Consider the following 17,808-nt stretch of genomic DNA (forward strand, 5'->3'; position numbering starts at 1 on the left):
GGTCATGCCGGGTGCTCCTGCTCCAGCGCCTCCAGCGCGCGCAGCGCGGCCGGTTCGTCCAGGGTGAGCAGGGCGCGGTCGCGCATCAGGACGCGGCCGTCCACGACGGTGTCGCGCACGTCGGCGGCCGCGGCGGCGTACGCGAGCATCGACCACGGGTCGTGACGCGGGGCCAGGTGCGGCCCGCCCAGGTCGAGGACGACGAGGTCGGCGCGCTTGCCGGGCTCCAGGGAGCCGAGGTGGGCGTCCAGGCCCAGCGCGCGGGCGGACTCGATCGTCGCCATCCGCACCGCCTGCTCGGCGCTCACGGCGGTGGGGTCGCCGCCCGCCTTGTGGACCAGCGCGGCGGCGCGCACCGCGCCGAGCACGTCGAGGGTGTTGGAGCTGACCACGCCGTCGGTGCCGAGGCCGACGGTCACACCGGCGGCCAGCAGGTCCGGGACACGGGCGATGCCGCAGCCCAGCTTCAGATTGGAGACCGGGCAGTGCGCGACCGCCGTGCCGGTCCTGGCCAGCGCGGCGATCTCGCCGTCCGACAGATCCACCGCGTGCGCGAGGAGCACGTCGGGGCCGAGCACCCCGAGCGAGTCCAGCAGTTCCACCGGGCGCTTGCCGTGGCGTTCGACGACCATGGCGACCTCGGCGGCGTTCTCCGCCGCGTGGACGTGCAGCAGCGCGCCGTGCTCGCGGGCGAGGGCGCTGATCGCCACCAGCTGGTCGGGGTCCAGGGTGTACGCGCTGTGCGCGAAGAGCACGGGGCGGGTGCCCGGCGCGTGGGACGCGCGTGCCGCCAGGTCGGCGGCGGCCCAGGGCATGCGGTCCCCGTAGGCGCGGCCGTCCGGCGGGCCGGGGACGTCCATGAAGGTCGGGCCGGCCAGCAGCCGCCAGCCCGCCTCCCGGGCGGCCTCCTCGGCGGCCTCGTGGAACCAGTACATGTCCAGTCCGGTGGTGACGCCCGCGCGCACGCTCTCCGCCACCGCGACCCGCACCCCGGCCGCCACCGCAGGCGGCGAGAGCAGTTCCGCCTCGCGGGGGATCACCCGGGCCAGGAACTCCTGCAGGTCCACGTCGTCGGCGCAGCCCCGCAGCAGGGTCATCGCCAGGTGGGTGTGCGTGTTGATCAGGCCGGGCAGCACCAGGCAGCCCGTCGCGTCGATCTCCTCGGCGGCCCGGTACGCGGCGCGGACCTCCGCCGCCGGGCCGACGGCCACGATCGCGCCGCCGCGCACCGCGACCGCGCCGTCCGGCACGACGGTGCCCGTCGCGTCGACGGTCAGCACAGCGCCGCCGTGCACCAGCAGATCGGCGTCCTGAACGCTCACTCCACGTCGCTTTCGTCATCGGTGGCCAGCAGATGCAAGGCGTCCAACGTTACCCGGCTGCCGCGGGCCACTCCCTCGGCGACCACCGCCCGGTGCGGGTCGTAGCCGCCGGTCGCCTCGACGTCGACCAGCTCGTCCGCGTTCGCCCCGTCCACGACCAGCGCGCCGCCCGCGACCAGGCCCCGGGTGGAGGCGAGCACCAGCAGCGCCGACAGCTCCATCTCGATGGCCGCGATCCCGGCCGCCGTGTACGCCTCGCCCGGCAGCGGCAGGAAGCCCGGCTGGAAGGCGGCCCGCGTCCAGACCACCCCGCGGTGGTGCGGCGCGTCCAGCGCCCGGGCCGCGCGCTGCAGGGCCAGGACCGCCTCAGGCGTGGCGAACGCCGGGTACTCCGGCGGCAGAAGCTGCTGCGTGACCCCGTCGTCGCGCACGGCCGCCTCGGCGATCACCAGGTCGCCGTCGCCGATCCCGGCCGCGATCGCCCCGGCGGTGCCCAGCCGCAGGATCGTGCGCACCCCGGCGTCCGCCAGCTCCTGGAACAGCAGCAGCGCCCCCGGGGCGCCCACGCCGTGCGAGGCCACCACCACGTCCGTGCCCTTCCACGTCCCCGTGAACGTGCGGTACTCGCGGTGGTGCGCCACCTCCCGCGCCTGCGCCAGCATCCCGGCGACCTCCGCCGCCCGCGCCGGGTCCCCCACCACGACCGCGTGCGCGGGCAGCCCCGAGCGGGGGACGCGGGTGATGGGCTGCGGATCGGTGGTCATCGGGCCTCCAGGCACGGGTCGGTGATGGTCCCGGACGCTACACGGACGCGCCCGCCCGCCTCAGGCGGCCCTGCGGCGCAGCAGCGCGAAGGCCGCGACGCAGGCGAGGGCGGCCAGGGCCAGGACGATCCCCGACTCGACGAACTGGAGCGGCCAGTAGTGCGAGGCGGGGTGGACCACGGCGTAGGCGTCCGCGGCGCCCATGTCCCGCAGGCACTGCTCGAACTCCCTCGGCGCGTCCATATTGCACTGGGTCCCGGACAGGGGTTTCCCGGCGGCCGTGACGAGGCCGACCTCGATCCGGTCGGCACTGGCGGGCAGCCGGGCCGCCTCGAAGCCGGTCCACCGGGTCGTCGGCCACAGACGGGACCGGAACGTGACGAGGGTGAAGTGGACGAGGACGGTCGCGAAGGAGGCGAAGCCGAGACCGCTGAGCGTCCGCCGCATCAGCAGGCCGCTCAGCGCGCCCAGTGCCAGCCCGAGCAGGACGTACGCGAGCCCGACCGGGCCGCCGGCGAAGAAGACGTCCTTCTCGTACCAACCGGGTGCCGCGCCGCTCGTACCGGACGTCCAGACCCAGCGGAAGAGCAGCGTCAGGACGGTCATGCCCGCCGTGAGCGCCACGGCGGGCACGGCGAGTTTGGCGGCGAGCCAGCGGGCCGGGCTGACCGACTGGGTCCAGGCGAGTGCGGCGGTGCCGTTCTCGAGCTCACGGCCGATCAGCGCGCCGCCCGCGAAGGCGGCGACGACCGGCGGCAGGAGGAGGATCGCGCTGCCGGCCAGGCGGAGGCCGGCGAAGTCGTCGAGGGGGAGGCCGTCCCCGGCGTTCCCCGTGGCCTGCCGGTACGACCACAGGAGTCCGCCGACCCCGGCGGCCACGACGGCGGCCCAGACCCACAGGGCCGTACGGTGCACCCGCAGCACCGACCAGGTCAGGCCGTGCGGATCGCGCAGGCGGCGCGGGGGGAGCGTCAGGGCGGTCATGCGGTGGCCTCCTGCCGGGACGTGGGAACGCTGCTGTCGATGACGAGGGCGGGTGCCCCGGGATTGCGCAGGTGGGCGAGGACCAGCTCTTCCAGACCGGGGTTCTCCACCAGCCAGCGGTCGCCGTCGATGGCCCCGCCGGGCCGGACCAGCGCCGTGCGTCCCCGGCCCGAGGCGCGCTCCTCGACGACGGTGTGGGTTCCGTGGTCCTCGCCGACACCGGTGAGCAGGCAGTGGGCCGCCAGCAGTTCCTCGATCCCGCCCGCCAGCCGGACCTGGCCGCCGCCGAGCAGCAGCAGGTGGTCGCAGGAGTCCTCCAGTTCCGAGACGATGTGGGAGCTCATCACGACGGTCGTGCCGTGCTCCACCGCCTCGGCCAGGAGCGCGCCGGTCAGTTCGTGCCGGGCCTGCGGGTCGAGCCCGGACATCGGCTCGTCGAGCAGGAGCAGGTCGGGCCGTTTGCCGAGCGCCAGGGCGAGGGCGACGCGGGTGCGCTGGCCGCCGGACAGCGAGCGGATCCGCGTCTTCGGGGACAGGCCGCCGGCCTCCACGATGCGCGTCGCCGCCTCGTGGTGCCAGCGGTCCGGGTTCAGTTCGGCGCCGAGGCGCAGCGTCGCGGCGACGGTGAGGTGCGGGTACAGGGGTTTGTCCTGGGCGACGTACGCGACGCGGGCGCGTGCCGCGGCCGGCGCCGTGCCCAGCACCCGCAGCTCGCCTTCGGCGGGCCGGAGCAGTCCCGCGGCCACTGCGAGCAGCGTCGACTTGCCGGTGCCGTTGGGCCCGACGAGTGCGCAGATCCGGCCCGCGGGCAGCCGGAAGGCGCAGTCCCGCAGGACGGGCTCGCGGCGCCACGGATATCCCACGGTGAGCCCGGACGCCTCGACGGCGGCCGTTTCCTCGTTCATTTCTCCCCCTCGGAGAACTCCTGGTCAAGCACGGAGGTGAACAGCGCGGAGGCGTCCTCACGGTCGAGTCCGCCCTCGCGTGCCCGGCGCATCCACGCGGCCAGTTCCGCGGCGAGCGGAGAGTCCGCGGGCGCGGCGCCGAGCGACTTCTGCACGAAGGTGCCGAGGCCGCGGCGGGCCACCACCAGCCCCTCCCGCTCCAGTTCGCGGTAGGCCTTCAGCACGGTGTTCGGATTGACGACGGCCGTCTCGACCACTTGGCGGGCGGTGGGCAGCTGGTCGCCGGGCCGGAGCAGCCCGAGCCGCAGGGCCTGCTTGGTCTGATGGACGATCTGCAGGTAGGTGGCGACCCCACTGCGCCGGTCGATGCGGAACTCGACCATGCGACAACCCCCCTTTAACTAATCAAGTAGTTAAAGAGTGTTTCAGGAAGGCGCCGATGTCAACCCGGCGCCAACCCGTCCTGTCGCGGGGCGGGTTGTCGGACCGTGGCGCGGGAACGCGAAAGGCCCGGGTGGGCTGTGCGGACCAGCCGTTCGGCTCGGTCGCACAGCCCACCCGGGCCCGTGGCGAGAGGGTCAGTCGCGCCGGTCGGCCAGCACCGCCTCCACGCGCGTACGGACCTCCGCGGTGTCCAGTCCCCGCACCGTCAAGGTGGTGCGCCGGCGCAGCACGTCGTCCGCGGTCCGCGCCCACTCGTGGTCACGGGCGTAGACGACCTGGGCCCATATCTCCGGGCCGCCGGGGTGGATGCGCTCGCCGAGCGCGGGGTCCTCGTTCACCATGCGGGCGATGTCGAAGGCCAGCGCGCCGTAGTGCGTGGCCAGGTGACGGGCCGTCAGCGGATCGATGCGGTGGCCCGGGTCGCGGTCCACGAGCAGCCGGTGGGCGACCGCGTTCGGGTTGGCGACCCCCGGCAGCGGCACCCGGCGCGGCAGCTGGTCCAGCGGCTCCATGTCCTCGTTCAGCGGGGTGCCGGGCAGCTTGGCGAGTTTGGCCATGACGGTGCGCCCGATGTGCCGGTACGTGGTCCACTTGCCGCCCGCGACCGACAGCATGCCGCCGCTGCCCTCGGACACCACCGTCTCGCGCTTCGCCTTCTCCACGCCGCCGGGGCCGCCCGGCAGCACCCGCAGGCCCGCGAAGGCGTAGGTGATCAGGTCGGGGGACAGGTGCTCGTCCCGCACGGAGTGGGCGGCCTCGTCCAGGATCTGCCGGGTGTCGGCCTCGGTCGCCCGTACGTCGGCCGGGTCCCCGGTGTACTCCTCGTCCGTGGTGCCCAGCAGCAACTGGTCCTCCCACGGCAGCGCGAAGGTGATGCGGTACTTGTCGATCGGCGTCGCCATGGCCGCCCGCCACGGCGCCTTGCGCTTCAGGACGATGTGGGCACCCTTGGACAGCCGGATGCTGGGCGCGGCGCCCTTGTCCTCCATCTGCCGCAGGTGGTCGACCCACGGGCCGGTGGCGTTGAGCACCAGCCGGGCGTCGACACCGAACTCGGTACCGTCCAGACGGTCCTTGAGGTCGGCGCCGGTGACCCGGCCGTGGGTGAAGCGCAGCCCGGTGACCTCCGCGTGGTTGAGGACGACCGCGCCCGCCTCGACGGCCGCGCGCACCGTCATGACCGCCATCCGGGAGTCGTTCATCTGGTGGTCGTAGTAGACGGCCACCGCCTTCAGGTCGTCCGTGCGCAGCGCGGGGTTGGCGGCAGCCGCCCGGGACGGGGAGATGATCCTGCCCACCCCGTCGCCGAAGGCGGACAGCGCCGAGTAGGCGAAGACGCCCGCACCGAGCTTGGCGGCCCCGACCGGGCCGCCCTTGTAGACCGGCAGGTAGAAGGTGAGCGGGTTCACCAGGTGCGGGGCCACGTCCTTGGCCAGCACCCGGCGCTCCATGTGGTTCTCCGCCACCAGCTTGACCGCGCCGGTCTGCAGGTAGCGCAGACCGCCGTGGACGAGCTTGGAGGAGGCCGAACTGGTGGCGCCGGCGAAGTCACCGGCGTCCACCATCGCCACCCGCAGCCCCGACTGCGCGGCGTGCCAGGCCACGGAGGTGCCCAGGATGCCGCCGCCGATGACCAGCAGGTCGTAGCCGGCGCGGCTCAGCAGTTCCCGGGTCTCGGCGCGGCCCGGGTTCCGGCCGGCGATCGGATGCGTCCCGAGGCCCGGGACGTGCTGCAGGGTGGTCATGATCGGTTCACTTCTCCTCTTCGATCCAGCCCATGGTCCGCTCGACGGCCTTGAGCCAGCTCTTGTACTCGCGGTCGCGGACGTCGGCGTCCATCCGCGGGGTCCATTCGGCGGCGCGGCGCCAGTTGGCGCGCAGCTCGTCGGTGTCCGACCAGAAGCCCACCGCCAGACCGGCGGCGTAGGCCGCGCCCAGGCAGGTGGTCTCGGCGACCAGGGGGCGCACGACGGGCGCGTCCAGGAAGTCGGCGAGGGTCTGCATCAGCAGGTTGTTGGCGGTCATGCCGCCGTCGACCTTGAGCGCGGTGAGCTCCACGCCCGAGTCCTTGGTCATCGCGTCGACGATCTCGCGGGTCTGCCAGGCGGTCGCCTCCAGCACGGCGCGGGCGATGTGCGCCTTGGTCACGTACCGGGTGAGGCCGGCGATCACACCGCGGGCGTCGGAGCGCCAGTACGGTGCGAACAGACCGGAGAAGGCCGGCACGAAGTAGGCGCCGCCGTTGTCCTCGACCGACATGGCCAGCGTCTCGATCTCGGCCGCCGTCTTGATCAGGCCCATCTGGTCGCGCATCCACTGCACCAGCGAACCGGTGACGGCGATCGAGCCCTCCAGGGCGTACACCGGCTTCTGGTCGCCGATGCGGTAGCCGACGGTGGTGATCAGGCCGTTGTAGCTGTTGATCGGCTTGTCGCCGGTGTTCATCAGCAGGAAGGTGCCCGTGCCGTAGGTGGACTTGGCCTCGCCCTCGGAGTAGCACGTCTGGCCGAACAGGGCGGCCTGCTGGTCGCCGAGCGCGGAGGCGACCGGCACGCCCGCCAGGGCGCCGGAGGCCGCCTCGCCGTACACCTCGGCGGAGGAGCGGATCTCCGGGAGGATCGCGGCCGGGATGCCGAGGGACGAGACGATCTTGTCGTCCCAGTCCAGGGTGTGCAGGTTCATCAGCAGCGTGCGCGAGGCGTTGGTGACGTCGGTGACGTGCCGTCCGCCGTTGACTCCGCCGGTGAGGTTCCAGATCACCCAGCTGTCCATGGTGCCGAAGAGGATCTCGCCGGCCTCGGCGCGCTCGCGCAGGCCCTCGACGTTGTCCAGCAGCCAGCGGATCTTCGGGCCGGAGAAGTAGGAGGCCAGCGGCAGTCCGGTCTCACGGCGGAAGCGGTCCTGGCCGACGTTGCGGCCGAGCTCACGGCACAGGGCGTCGGTGCGGGTGTCCTGCCAGACGAGGGCGTTGTGCACCGGCTCGCCGGTCGCCTTGTCCCACAGCAGTGTGGTCTCGCGCTGGTTGGTGATGCCGATCGCCTTGACGTCGGCGGCGGTGATGCCCGCCTTGGAGACGGCCTCGGCGACGACCTCCTGGACGTTGGTCCAGATCTCCGCGGCATTGTGCTCGACCCATCCCGGCTTCGGGAAGATCTGCTCGTGCTCCTTCTGCCCGACCGAGACGATGCGGCCGTCCCTGTCGAAGATGATGCAGCGCGACGACGTGGTGCCCTGGTCGATCGCCGCGATGAAGGGGCCTTCGGTGTGGGCGTTGGTCACGGTGTGCTCCTCAAGTCCAAAGTCCGGTGGGTCGTCGGTGCTACTGCTCAGAATGCGATCCTGTGGAGGCCGGCTGCGAGGACCGCGCCCACGATCGGGCCGACAACCGGTATCCAGGCGTAGCTCCAGTCCGATCCGCCCTTGTTCGGCAGCGGCAGGAGCGCGTGCACGATGCGCGGGCCGAGGTCGCGCGCGGGGTTGATGGCGTAACCGGTCGGGCCACCGAGCGAGAGGCCTATGCCGACGACGACCAGGGCCACCATCAGGGTGCCGGTGCCGGAGACGCTGAGGCCCTTGGTGAGGCCGAGGGTCAGGATGAACAGCACGAGGACGAAGGTGCCGATGATCTCGGTGGCCAGGTTCTGCACGACGTTGCGGATCTCGGGACCGGTGGAGAAGATGCCCAGCACCGGGCCGGGTGCGGAGGCCCGCCGCTGTCCGGGGGCGGTGGCGTCGGTGCCGTCGGTGGCAGCGGCGTGGGGGCCCTCGATGGCGCCGGTGATCTCGCTGTCGGTCAGGTGGGCCTGGAACTGTCCCGCGTAGGCGGCCCACACGAGGGCGGCGCCGATCATCGCGCCGAGCATCTGGCCGGCCAGGTAGACCGGGACCTTGCTCCACTCGCCGCTGTCGACGGCGAGGCCGATGGTCACGGCCGGGTTCAGGTGGGCGCCGGAGAGGCTGCCCGAGATGTAGGCACCGGTCAGGACCGCGAAGCCCCAGCCGAAGGTGATGGCGAGCCAGCCGGCGTTGCGGGCCTTGGAGCTCTTGAGCGTGACGGCCGCGCAGACGCCGCCGCCGAGGAGGATCAATATGGCGGTACCGATGGTCTCGCCGAGAAAGATGTGCTCACTGGACACGTGCGACTCCTTTGTCCTTCGTCCAGGGGAAGGCGAACCCTCGTCCCGTCATGGGTTCGCGGGCCTGTCACCAGGCCCCCCGGCGGTCCCACGGCCAGCTACACCGTACCGACTCCGTCGGCTTCCGTTCGACAATGTCGACCGCCGAACGAGAGTGTTCTCCTGCGTGACCGGATGCGTCAAGAGTTCGACAGGTTCTGAACGGTTCGCCGAGCCCGCTCAGAACCGGCCGGCGCCCAGGTCGCGGGAGACCGCGCGGGCGCAGTCCCGCACCGCGGCGACCAGTTGGGCCCTGATGCCGCCGTCGTCGTCGCAGACCCGCTCCACCGCGCCGGTGACGGCGACCGCGCCGACCGGCATGCGGTGCCGGTCGTGGATGGGCGCCGCGATCGAGGCCACGCCGTCCCAGGTCTCCTCCAGGTCGGCCCCCCAGCCGCGGGCCCGTGTGAGATCGAGCACTCCCTCGAACTCCGCGGCCCCGGTGACCGTGCGCGGGGTCAGCGCCTCACGCTCCATCTCGGTCACCTCGCCGTGCGCGACCGGGTCGTACGCGGACAGCACCTTGCCCAGCGCGCTGCTGTGCAGCGGGTGCATGGCGCCGACCTCGAGCACCTGGCGGCTGTCGTCGGGGCGGAAGACGTGGTGGACGATGAGCACGCCCTGCTGGTGGAGGACGCCCAGGTAGACGGCCTCGCCGCTGGAGCGCGCCAGGTCGTCGGTCCACACCAGGGCGCGGGCGCGCAGTTCGTGCACGTCCAGGTAGCTGTTGCCGAGCCGCAGCAGTTCCGCCCCCAGCTGGTAGCGGCCGGAGACCGGGTCCTGCTCGACGAAGCCCTCCTGCTGCAGCGTGCGCAGGATGCCGTGCGCGGTTCCCTTGGCCAGGCCCAGCGAGGAGGCCACGTCCGACAGGCCGAGCCTGCGCTCCCCGCCGGCCAGCAGCCGCAGGATCGCAGCCGCGCGGCTGAGCGACTGGATGGGACCTGGCATGAACAACCCCTCTGTCAGGAACGATCATGAACGAGTCGACAATGCTGAACGCTGTCAGACCATGCCGACCATCATCATCCCAGAGATGAGTGTGGCACCACGGTCCGCCCTTCGGAATGCCGGAGGCGGATTCCGCTCTCCCGGCTACGCTGGCCTGGTGCGTACCAGCGAGAGCGGGTGCGCACCAAGCCGACAGCCGTCGCACTCAGGGAGCACATCCATGGCCCAGCCGTCCTCGCATTCCTCCAAGGGGACCTCCCCGGCACACGCCCGCGCAGCGGCGCTCCGGGAGTCCCTCGCCCAACGGGTCGTGGTCGCCGACGGGGCCATGGGCACCATGCTCCAGTCGAAGAATCCGACGATGGACGACTTCCAGGGCCACGAGGGCCTGAACGACATCCTCAACATCTCCCGCCCCGACATCGTGCGCGCGGTGCACGAGGCCTACTTCGACGCCGGCGTCGACTGTGTGGAGACCAACACCTTCAGCGCCAACTACGCCGGCCTCCTGGAGTACGGCATCGAGGAGCGCGTCCACGAGGTCGCCGAGGCCGGCGCCCGGGTCGCCCGCGAGGTCGCCGACGCCTACGCCACCCCCGACCGCCCCCGCTGGGTGCTCGGTTCCATGGGCCCTGGCACCAAGCTCCCCACCCTCGGCCATGTCGCGTACGGGACGCTGCGCGACGCCTACGAGCAGAGCGCCGCGGGCCTGCTCGCCGGCGGCGCCGACGCGGTGATCGTGGAGACCACCCAGGACCTGCTGCAGACCAAGGCCGCCCTGATCGGCGCCCGGCGGGCCCTGGACGCGGCCCACTCCGTCGCGCCGCTCATCTGCTCCGTCACCGTCGAGACCACCGGCACCATGCTGCTGGGCTCCGAGATCGGCGCCGCGCTCACCGCGCTGGAGCCGCTCGGCATCGACATGATCGGCCTCAACTGCGCCACCGGCCCCGCCGAGATGAGCGAGCACCTGCGCTACCTCGCCCGGCACGCCGGCATCCAGCTGTCCTGCATGCCCAACGCGGGCCTGCCCATCCTCGGCAAGGACGGCGCGCACTACCCGCTGACCCCCGGTGAACTCGCCGACGCGCAGGAGGTCTTCGTCCGCGAGTACGGGCTGTCCCTGGTCGGCGGCTGCTGCGGCACCACCCCCGAGCACCTGCGGCAGGTCGTCGAGCGGGTGCGCGGGCACGAGGTCGCCGCCCGGCAGCCGCGCCCCGAGCCGGGCGCGTCCTCGCTGTACCAGACGGTCCCCTTCCGCCAGGACACCGCCTACCTCGCCATCGGCGAGCGCACCAACGCCAACGGCTCCAAGAAGTTCCGCGAGGCCATGCTGGACGGCCGCTGGGACGACTGCGTGGAGATGGCCCGCGAGCAGATCCGCGAGGGCGCCCACTTCCTGGACCTGTGCGTCGACTACGTCGGCCGCGACGGCGTCGCCGACATGAACGAGATCGCCGGCCGGCTCGCCACCGCGTCCACCCTGCCGATCGTGCTGGACTCCACCGAGCCCGAGGTGCTCCGGGCGGGCCTGGAGAAGCTCGGCGGACGCGCGGTGATCAACTCGGTCAACTACGAGGACGGCGACGGTCCCGAATCCCGCTTCGCCCGCACCACCCGGCTCGCCGTGGAGCACGGCGCGGCCCTGATCGCCCTCACCATCGACGAGGAGGGCCAGGCCCGCACGCCGGAGGCCAAGGTCGCGGTCGCCGAGCGCCTCATCGCGGACCTGACCGGCAACTGGGGCATCGCCGAGAGCGACATCATCGTCGACTGCCTGACGTTCACCATCGCCACCGGCCAGGAGGAGTCGCGCGGGGACGGTGTCGCCACCATCGAGGCGATCCGCGAACTCAAGCGCCGCCACCCGGCCGTGCAGACCACGCTCGGCCTGTCCAACATCTCCTTCGGCCTCAACCCGGCCGCCCGCATCGTGCTCAACTCGGTCTTCCTGCACGAGTGCGTGGAAGCCGGCCTGGACTCGGCGATCGTGCACGCCTCCAAGATCGTGCCCATCGCCCGCATCCCGGAGGAGCAGCGCGAGGTCGCCCTCGACCTCGTCCACGACCGCCGCCGCGAGGGCTACGACCCGCTGCAGCGTTTCCTGGAGCTGTTCGAGGGCGTCGACACCAAGTCCGTCAGGGCCGGCCGCGCCGAGGAACTCGCCGCGCTGCCGCTGGACGAGCGGCTGCAACGGCGCATCATCGACGGCGAGAAGAACGGCCTGGAGGCGGACCTCGACGAGGCGCTGAGGGCACGTCCGGCCCTCGACATCGTCAACGAGACCCTGCTGGAGGGCATGAAGGTCGTCGGCGAGCTCTTCGGCTCCGGCCAGATGCAGTTGCCCTTCGTCCTGCAGTCCGCCGAGGTGATGAAGACCGCCGTCGCCCACCTCGAGCCGCACATGGAGAAGTCCGACGCCTCCGGCAAGGGCACCATCGTGTTGGCCACCGTCCGCGGCGACGTGCACGACATCGGCAAGAACCTCGTGGACATCATCCTGTCCAACAACGGCTACAACGTGGTCAACCTGGGCATCAAGCAGCCGGTCTCGGCGATCCTCGACGCCGCCCAGGAGCACGCGGCGGACGTCATCGGCATGTCGGGCCTGCTGGTGAAGTCCACGGTGATCATGAAGGAGAACCTGGAGGAGCTCAACCAGCGCGGCCTGGCCGCCCGGTTCCCGGTCATCCTCGGCGGCGCGGCCCTGACCCGCGCGTATGTCGAGCAGGACCTCCACGAGATCTACGAGGGCGAAGTCCGCTACGCCCGGGACGCCTTCGAGGGCCTGCGGCTGATGGACGCGCTCATCGCCGTCAAGCGCGGCGTCCCCGGCGCCACGCTCCCCGAACTCCGGCAGCGCCGCGTGGCCCGCCGCGAGGGGCAGACGGGCGACAACGCGGCGCAGGAGGCCGAGGAGAACCGCGGCCAGATCCGCTCGGACGTGGCCACCGACAACCCCGTCCCCGCCCCGCCGTTCTGGGGCTCGCGGATCGTCAAGGGCATCCCGCTCAAGGACTACGCGTCCTGGCTCGACGAGGGCGCGCTGTTCAAGGGCCAGTGGGGCCTGAAGCAGTCCCGCGCCGGTGGTCCCGACTACGAGGAACTGGTGGAGACCGAGGGCCGGCCGCGGCTGCGCGGCCTGCTGGACCGCATGCAGAGCGAGGGCCTGCTGGAGGCGGCGGTCGTCTACGGCTACTTCCGCTGCGTCTCCAAGGGCGACGACCTGATCATCCTCGGCGAGGACGGCGCGGAGCGGACCCGCTTCACCTTCCCGCGCCAGCGCCGCGGCCGCCGGCTGTGCCTCGCCGACTTCTTCCGCCCGGAGGAGTCCGGCGAGACCGACGTGGTCGGCCTCCAGGTGGTCACGGTCGGCAACCGGGTCTCCGAGGCCGCCAACGAGCTCTTCGCCGCCGACGCCTACCGCGACTACCTGGAGCTGCACGGCCTGTCCGTCCAGCTCGCCGAGGCGCTCGCCGAGTACTGGCACGCGCGGGTCCGCGCCGAGCTGGGCTTCTCCGGTGAGGACCCGGGGGCCATGGAGGACATGTTCGCGCTGAAGTACCGCGGTGCCCGCTTCTCCCTCGGCTACGGGGCCTGCCCCGACCTGGAGGACCGGGCCAAGATCGCGCAGCTGCTGGAGCCCGAGCGGATCGGCGTGCGGCTGTCGGAGGAGTTCCAGCTCCACCCGGAGCAGTCGACCGACGCCATCGTCATCCATCATCCGGAGGCGAAGTACTTCAACGCGCGGTAACGGGTCATACGTCGTACACTGGACGATCCGAACGGCACCTGGCCGGTCCCACGCCCCCACCACCATGGGGCGCGAGGCGACCGGCCTTTGTGCCCCCTGGACTGTGAAGGATGTGGGGCGCATGACCAGCGGTATTCCCGTCACCGAGACCCGGCCGGCCCGGGACGCAGGCCTGCAGGCCGTCCTCCTGGACATGGACGGCACGCTGGTCGACACCGAAGGCTTCTGGTGGAACGCCGAGGTCGAGGTCTTCGCGCAGCTCGGTCACGTCCTGGACGACACGCACCGCGAGGTGGTCGTCGGCGGCCCGATGGCCCGCAGCCTGGGACACCTGATCTCGGTCACCGGGACGGATGCCACGCTCGCCGAGCTGTCCGCGCTGATCAATCTGCGTTTCGTCGAGCTCATCGGCCGGGGAGTACCGCTCATGCCGGGCGCGCGGCGCCTGCTCACCGAGCTGGCGGCGCACGGTGTGCCCGCCGCCCTGGTCTCCGCCTCCCACCGCCGCATCATCGACGCCGTCATGCTCTCCATCGGGCCCGAGCACTTCGCGTTCTCCGTCGCCGGGGACGAAGTGGTCCAGGGCAAGCCGCACCCCGAGTCCTATCTGCACGCCGCCGCGCGCCTGGGCGCCGACCCGGCGCGCTGCGTGGTCGTCGAGGACACCCCGACCGGGGTCCGCGCCGCGGAGGCGGCCGGGTGCCAGGTGGTGGCGGTGCCCTCGATCGCCCCGATCGAGCCCGGGCCCGGGCGGGCCGTCGTCGCCTCCCTCGAAGCGGTCGACGTGCCATTTCTGCGCTCTCTGATTACGGCCGTTCACTGAGCGTCGCCATAAATAGAGCGGAAACTCTGGGCGCCCGTCCGCTCATTTTCCGTGACGTTTCGCGGGTGCCGAATTCTTTACCGGCGGCCCTCGGTCGGCGTGATACTTTTCACGTCGACGGGCGTCGACAACACCGTCCGGGCGTGCTTCGGCCCGTCAATTGACGGTACGCGTAGTGCTGTTGTGTCCGTATTGGGACGTGGAGGGCTGTTCGTTCCGCTGTCCGGATATCGGTGCACCACTCCCTGTTATCCGCCTGTGACGCGGGCTCAACTTCTCCGTGTCAGGGGGCGGTCGGCCGGAATGCCGGGCACCGGCAATTCCGGGTATCGTCGCCCCGCTCGAGACTGCGCGGCCGAGGGCCGGAAGAGGGAGAACAACGAGGATGAATCGCAAGCTGCTGGTGCTGCCGGCCGTGATGGGCCTCGCCGCGCCCGTACTCGCCGGATGCGGTGACTCGAACGCGGGAAGCGGTGGCGGCGACTCGATCGTCATCGGCACCACCGACCACATAGCGGTGTCCAAGGAACTGCCCTCTCCCGTGGACCCGGCCACCTCGTACGACGGTGGCACGTACACCTTCTTCAACAACACCTTCCAGATGCTGCTGGGTTACGAGCGCAGCGCGACCATCCCGTCCCCGGACGCGGCGAAGTCCTGCGAGTTCTCCGACACCAAGTCCGAGACCTACCGCTGCACGCTGCGCGACGGGCTGACGTTCTCCAACGGGCACGCGCTGACCTCCGAGGACGTCAAGTTCTCCATCGACCGCGTCATCAAGATCAAGAGCGACTACGGCCCGGTCAGCCTCCTGTCGAACATCCAGTCCGTCGAGGCCCCGGACGACAAGACCGTCGTCTTCCACCTCAAGGCCTCCGACGCCACCTTCCCGTACAAGCTGGCGACCCCGGCCGCGGCCATCGTCGACAGCGAGGTGTACCCCGCCGACAAGCCGCTGGACGGCCTGCAGATGGTCGGCTCCGGCCCCTACAAGCTGGACTCGTGGGACGGCGACAAGGCCGTGCTGAGCGCCAACCCGAACTACAAGGGCCTGGTCGGCAAGCTCAACAACAGCAAGGTCGAGGTCCGTTTCTTCGAGACCGCGGCCGACATGGAGAAGGCGCTCGCCGACGGCGGCATCGACATGGTGAACCGCACCTTCACCTCCGACCAGATCGCCGGCATCCAGCAGGGCAAGGAGCCGAACATCAAGCTGACGGAGGCCTCCAGCCCCTCCGTGCGCTACATGTTCTTCAACGTCGACGACCCGACGGTGAAGGACAAGGCCGTGCGTGAGGCGATAGCCCGCCTCGTCGACCGTGACGCGCTCACCCGGGACGTGACCCACCGCACCGCGACGCCGCTGTTCGGCGCGGTGCCCACCGGCATCGTCGGGCACAGCAACGCGTACTTCAACACCTACGGGCAGCCCAGCCGCGACAAGGCCGCCGGGGCCCTGTCCGCCGCCGGTATCAGCACCCCGGTCAAGCTGACGTTCTCGTACCCCACGGACCGGCCGGCCACGCCGAACAAGGAAGAGGCGGTGGCCCTGCAGAAGCAGCTCAACGGCAGCGGCCTGTTCGACGTGACCCTCAAGGGCATGCCGTGGAAGAAGTTCCTTCCGGGCGCGGTCAAGGGCCAGTGGGCGATGTACGACCTGAGCTGGCTCCCCGACTTCCCGGACCCGGACACCTACATCGCGCCGTTCTTCGCCGAGGGCTTCCTCAACCTCAACTACCCCGGCGGCGACATCAAGAACTCGCTGCTGCCCAGCACCCGTCAGACCGCCGACCGCGGTCAGACGGACAAGGACTTCCTCCAGATGCAGGACATCCTGGCCCGGGACCTGCCGGTGATCCCGCTGTACCAGGACAAGCAGTACGTCACCACGCGTGACAACATCACCGGCGCCGAGTGGCTGCTGAATTCCTCCTCCACGGCCCAGTTCTGGGAGCTCGGGCGCGGCGTGGCAGGATGAGCCGCCGGCTGGTACGGATCCGGGCACAACGCCCGGATCCGTAGCAGCCGGGCCCATCCGCACCACGACGCTTTGAGGTACCCGTGAGGAAACGAGTCCAGATACTGGCTCTCCCACTCTCCGCGACCGCGATCCTGGCCGCCGGCTGCGGAAGCGGCGGCGGCGACGGAGGTGGCGGGGGAAAACCCGTCACGATGGGGATCACGGACAAGGTCACCGCCGTTGATCCCGCCTCCGGTTACGACGTCGGTTCCTGGATCGTCTTCAACAACGTCTTCCAGTCCCTGATGAGCTTCCCCAAGGGCGCCACCAAGCCCGAACCCGAGGCCGCCGAGAACTGCACGTTCACGGACTCGGCCAGCCGGACCTTCGACTGCACCCTGCGGTCGGGGCTGAAGTTCAGCAACGGCGACGATCTCACCTCGCAGGACGTCAAGTACTCCTTCGAGCGCACCCTCAAGATCAACGACGAGAACGGCCCCGCCGTCCTCCTCGACTCGATCAAGACGATCGACACCCCCTCCGCCGCCCGCGTCGTCTTCCACCTGAAGTACTCCGACGCGACCTTCCCCATGAAGATCGCCTCCGGCGCCGGCTCCATCGTGGACCACCGCGAGTACCCGGCGGACAAGCTCCGCGAGGACGACAAGGCGACAGGCAGCGGCCCGTACCGGCTGGACACGTACGCCCCCGGGGACCGGGCCGTCTTCTCGGTCAACGACCGGTACCAGGGCACCGCGGAGGTCCGCAACTCCGGTATGACCATGAAGTTCTTCGCGGAGGAGAACGGCCTGAAGCAGGCCCTCGAGAGCGGCAGCGTCGACCTCGCCTACCGCGGTCTGGCGGCCAAGGACATCGCCGCCCTGCAGCAGAAGGCCGCCTCCGGGGACAGCGGCATGAAGGTCGTCGAGGGCACCGGCGCCGAGGTCCAGCACCTGGTCTTCAACGTCAAGGACCCCGTCGTCGCCAGCAAGGCGGTCCGCCGCGCCGTGGCCGCCCTGATCGACCGCAAGGCCATCATCCGCGACGTCTACGACCGCACCGCCAGCCCGCTGTACTCGATCGTGCCGCAGGGCATCACCGGCCACAACACCGCGTTCTTCGACCGCTACGGCGAGGGCGACGACAAGGCCGCCGCCCAGGCCGCGCTCACCGGGGCCGGCATCACGGACAAGGTCCGCTTCACCCTCTGGGGCACGCCCGTCCGCTACGGACCCGGCACCGTGCCCGAGCTGACCGAGATCGCCCAACAGCTCAACTCCAGCGGCCTGTTCGACGTCGACGTCAAGACCACCGACGCCGACCAGTACGCCAAGGACATCGCCGAGGGCAAGTACGCGGTCTACGTCCGCGGCTGGGTCCCCGACTACCCGGACCCCGACAACTTCACCGCCCCCTTCTTCGGCGACGGCAACGTGCTGTCCAACAACTACGTGAACGAGCGGATCAGCGGCCAACTCATCCCGCGCACCGCTGCCGAGGCCGCCCGCGCCTCCACCACCACGGACTTCGAAGAGCTGCAGGACACGGTCGCCGACGACGTGCCGATCATCCCGCTGTGGCAGGGCAAGCAGTACGTGGCCGCGAAGGACACCGTGAACGGCCTGGAGTGGACGCTCGACCCGTCCACCGTCTTCCGCTTCTGGGAGATCCAGAAGGTCGCGCAGGCCGGCTGACCCGTCCGGCACCTCCGGTCCCCGACAGACCGGAC

13 protein-coding genes are annotated in these 17,808 nt (G+C 71.2%); 4 read left to right on the plus strand and 9 right to left on the minus strand.

From position 1 onward, the window contains the following. Nucleotides 1-2 precede the first annotated feature (2 nt). The 9 genes from ACFYXS_RS29810 to ACFYXS_RS29850 form a co-directional block, all read right to left on the minus strand. Nucleotides 3-1,322 carry an amidohydrolase gene (locus ACFYXS_RS29810; protein WP_389253712.1) on the minus strand — a complete coding sequence of 440 codons (1,320 nt, stop codon included), beginning with the start codon at nucleotides 1,320-1,322 and terminating at the stop codon, nucleotides 3-5. Then, nucleotides 1,319-2,086 (minus strand): nucleoside phosphorylase, encoded by a 768-nt coding sequence (locus tag ACFYXS_RS29815; RefSeq protein WP_389253714.1) that lies wholly within the window; start codon nucleotides 2,084-2,086, stop codon nucleotides 1,319-1,321. Before ACFYXS_RS29815 ends, ACFYXS_RS29810 begins: the two co-directional genes overlap by 4 nt. Nucleotides 2,087-2,146: 60 nt before the next feature. Beyond that, the gene (locus tag ACFYXS_RS29820) at nucleotides 2,147-3,070 is read right to left on the minus strand and encodes an ABC transporter permease (protein WP_389253716.1); all 924 of its coding nucleotides are present in this window, start codon (nucleotides 3,068-3,070) and stop codon (nucleotides 2,147-2,149) included. Next, complete coding sequence (locus ACFYXS_RS29825) at nucleotides 3,067-3,975, minus strand: ABC transporter ATP-binding protein (RefSeq protein WP_389253718.1); 909 nt, start codon at nucleotides 3,973-3,975, stop codon at nucleotides 3,067-3,069. Before ACFYXS_RS29825 ends, ACFYXS_RS29820 begins: the two co-directional genes overlap by 4 nt. Continuing rightward, the gene (locus tag ACFYXS_RS29830) at nucleotides 3,972-4,358 is read right to left on the minus strand and encodes a GntR family transcriptional regulator (protein ID WP_319661978.1); all 387 of its coding nucleotides are present in this window, start codon (nucleotides 4,356-4,358) and stop codon (nucleotides 3,972-3,974) included. The genes ACFYXS_RS29825 and ACFYXS_RS29830 overlap by 4 nt, the downstream gene beginning before the upstream one ends. A gap of 195 nt (nucleotides 4,359-4,553) precedes the next feature. Beyond that, nucleotides 4,554-6,164: an FAD-dependent oxidoreductase gene (locus tag ACFYXS_RS29835; RefSeq protein ID WP_389253721.1), complete on the minus strand. Its 1,611-nt coding sequence runs from the start codon at nucleotides 6,162-6,164 to the stop codon at nucleotides 4,554-4,556. A 7-nt stretch (nucleotides 6,165-6,171) separates the two neighbouring features. After that, nucleotides 6,172-7,698 carry a glycerol kinase GlpK gene (gene glpK / locus ACFYXS_RS29840; protein ID WP_389253723.1) on the minus strand — a complete coding sequence of 509 codons (1,527 nt, stop codon included), beginning with the start codon at nucleotides 7,696-7,698 and terminating at the stop codon, nucleotides 6,172-6,174. 47 nt (nucleotides 7,699-7,745) lie between these two features. Next, complete coding sequence (locus tag ACFYXS_RS29845; RefSeq protein WP_389253725.1) at nucleotides 7,746-8,555, minus strand: MIP/aquaporin family protein; 810 nt, start codon at nucleotides 8,553-8,555, stop codon at nucleotides 7,746-7,748. 219 nt (nucleotides 8,556-8,774) lie between these two features. Then, nucleotides 8,775-9,542, minus strand: a complete 768-nt coding sequence (locus ACFYXS_RS29850; protein ID WP_389253727.1) for an IclR family transcriptional regulator — start codon at nucleotides 9,540-9,542, stop codon at nucleotides 8,775-8,777. 220 nt (nucleotides 9,543-9,762) lie between these two features. Between ACFYXS_RS29850 and metH the strand changes: the two genes are divergently transcribed. The 4 genes from metH (at nucleotide 9,763) to ACFYXS_RS29870 (ending at nucleotide 17,773) form a co-directional block, all read left to right on the plus strand. Beyond that, the gene (gene metH / locus ACFYXS_RS29855) at nucleotides 9,763-13,296 is read left to right on the plus strand and encodes a methionine synthase (RefSeq protein ID WP_389253729.1); all 3,534 of its coding nucleotides are present in this window, start codon (nucleotides 9,763-9,765) and stop codon (nucleotides 13,294-13,296) included. 121 nt (nucleotides 13,297-13,417) lie between these two features. Then, the gene (locus tag ACFYXS_RS29860; RefSeq protein WP_389253731.1) at nucleotides 13,418-14,119 is read left to right on the plus strand and encodes an HAD family hydrolase; all 702 of its coding nucleotides are present in this window, start codon (nucleotides 13,418-13,420) and stop codon (nucleotides 14,117-14,119) included. Between the two features lie 385 nt (nucleotides 14,120-14,504). Then, complete coding sequence (locus tag ACFYXS_RS29865) at nucleotides 14,505-16,097, plus strand: ABC transporter substrate-binding protein (protein ID WP_389253734.1); 1,593 nt, start codon at nucleotides 14,505-14,507, stop codon at nucleotides 16,095-16,097. An 83-nt stretch (nucleotides 16,098-16,180) separates the two neighbouring features. Beyond that, on the plus strand, nucleotides 16,181-17,773 hold the full coding sequence (locus tag ACFYXS_RS29870; RefSeq protein WP_389253736.1) for an ABC transporter substrate-binding protein: 1,593 nt from the start codon (nucleotides 16,181-16,183) through the stop codon (nucleotides 17,771-17,773). The last annotated feature ends 35 nt before the right edge of the window (nucleotides 17,774-17,808 follow it).

The organism is Streptomyces sp. NPDC002574 (genome assembly GCF_042889545.1).
Lineage (GTDB): Bacteria > Actinomycetota > Actinomycetes > Streptomycetales > Streptomycetaceae > Actinacidiphila.

Excerpts from the sequence above, each read along its gene's own strand:
- ACFYXS_RS29815 (WP_389253714.1), bottom strand. The coding sequence starts at position 2,086 with ATGACCACCGATCCGCAGCCCATCACCCGCGTCCCCCGCTCGGGGCTG.
- ACFYXS_RS29820 (WP_389253716.1), bottom strand. The coding sequence starts at position 3,070 with ATGACCGCCCTGACGCTCCCCCCGCGCCGCCTGCGCGATCCGCACGGC.
- ACFYXS_RS29825 (WP_389253718.1), bottom strand. The coding sequence starts at position 3,975 with ATGAACGAGGAAACGGCCGCCGTCGAGGCGTCCGGGCTCACCGTGGGA.
- ACFYXS_RS29830 (WP_319661978.1), bottom strand. The coding sequence starts at position 4,358 with ATGGTCGAGTTCCGCATCGACCGGCGCAGTGGGGTCGCCACCTACCTG.
- ACFYXS_RS29835 (WP_389253721.1), bottom strand. The coding sequence starts at position 6,164 with ATGACCACCCTGCAGCACGTCCCGGGCCTCGGGACGCATCCGATCGCC.
- ACFYXS_RS29850 (WP_389253727.1), bottom strand. The coding sequence starts at position 9,542 with ATGCCAGGTCCCATCCAGTCGCTCAGCCGCGCGGCTGCGATCCTGCGG.
- metH (WP_389253729.1), top strand. The coding sequence starts at position 9,763 with ATGGCCCAGCCGTCCTCGCATTCCTCCAAGGGGACCTCCCCGGCACAC.
- ACFYXS_RS29860 (WP_389253731.1), top strand. The coding sequence starts at position 13,418 with ATGACCAGCGGTATTCCCGTCACCGAGACCCGGCCGGCCCGGGACGCA.
- ACFYXS_RS29865 (WP_389253734.1), top strand. The coding sequence starts at position 14,505 with ATGAATCGCAAGCTGCTGGTGCTGCCGGCCGTGATGGGCCTCGCCGCG.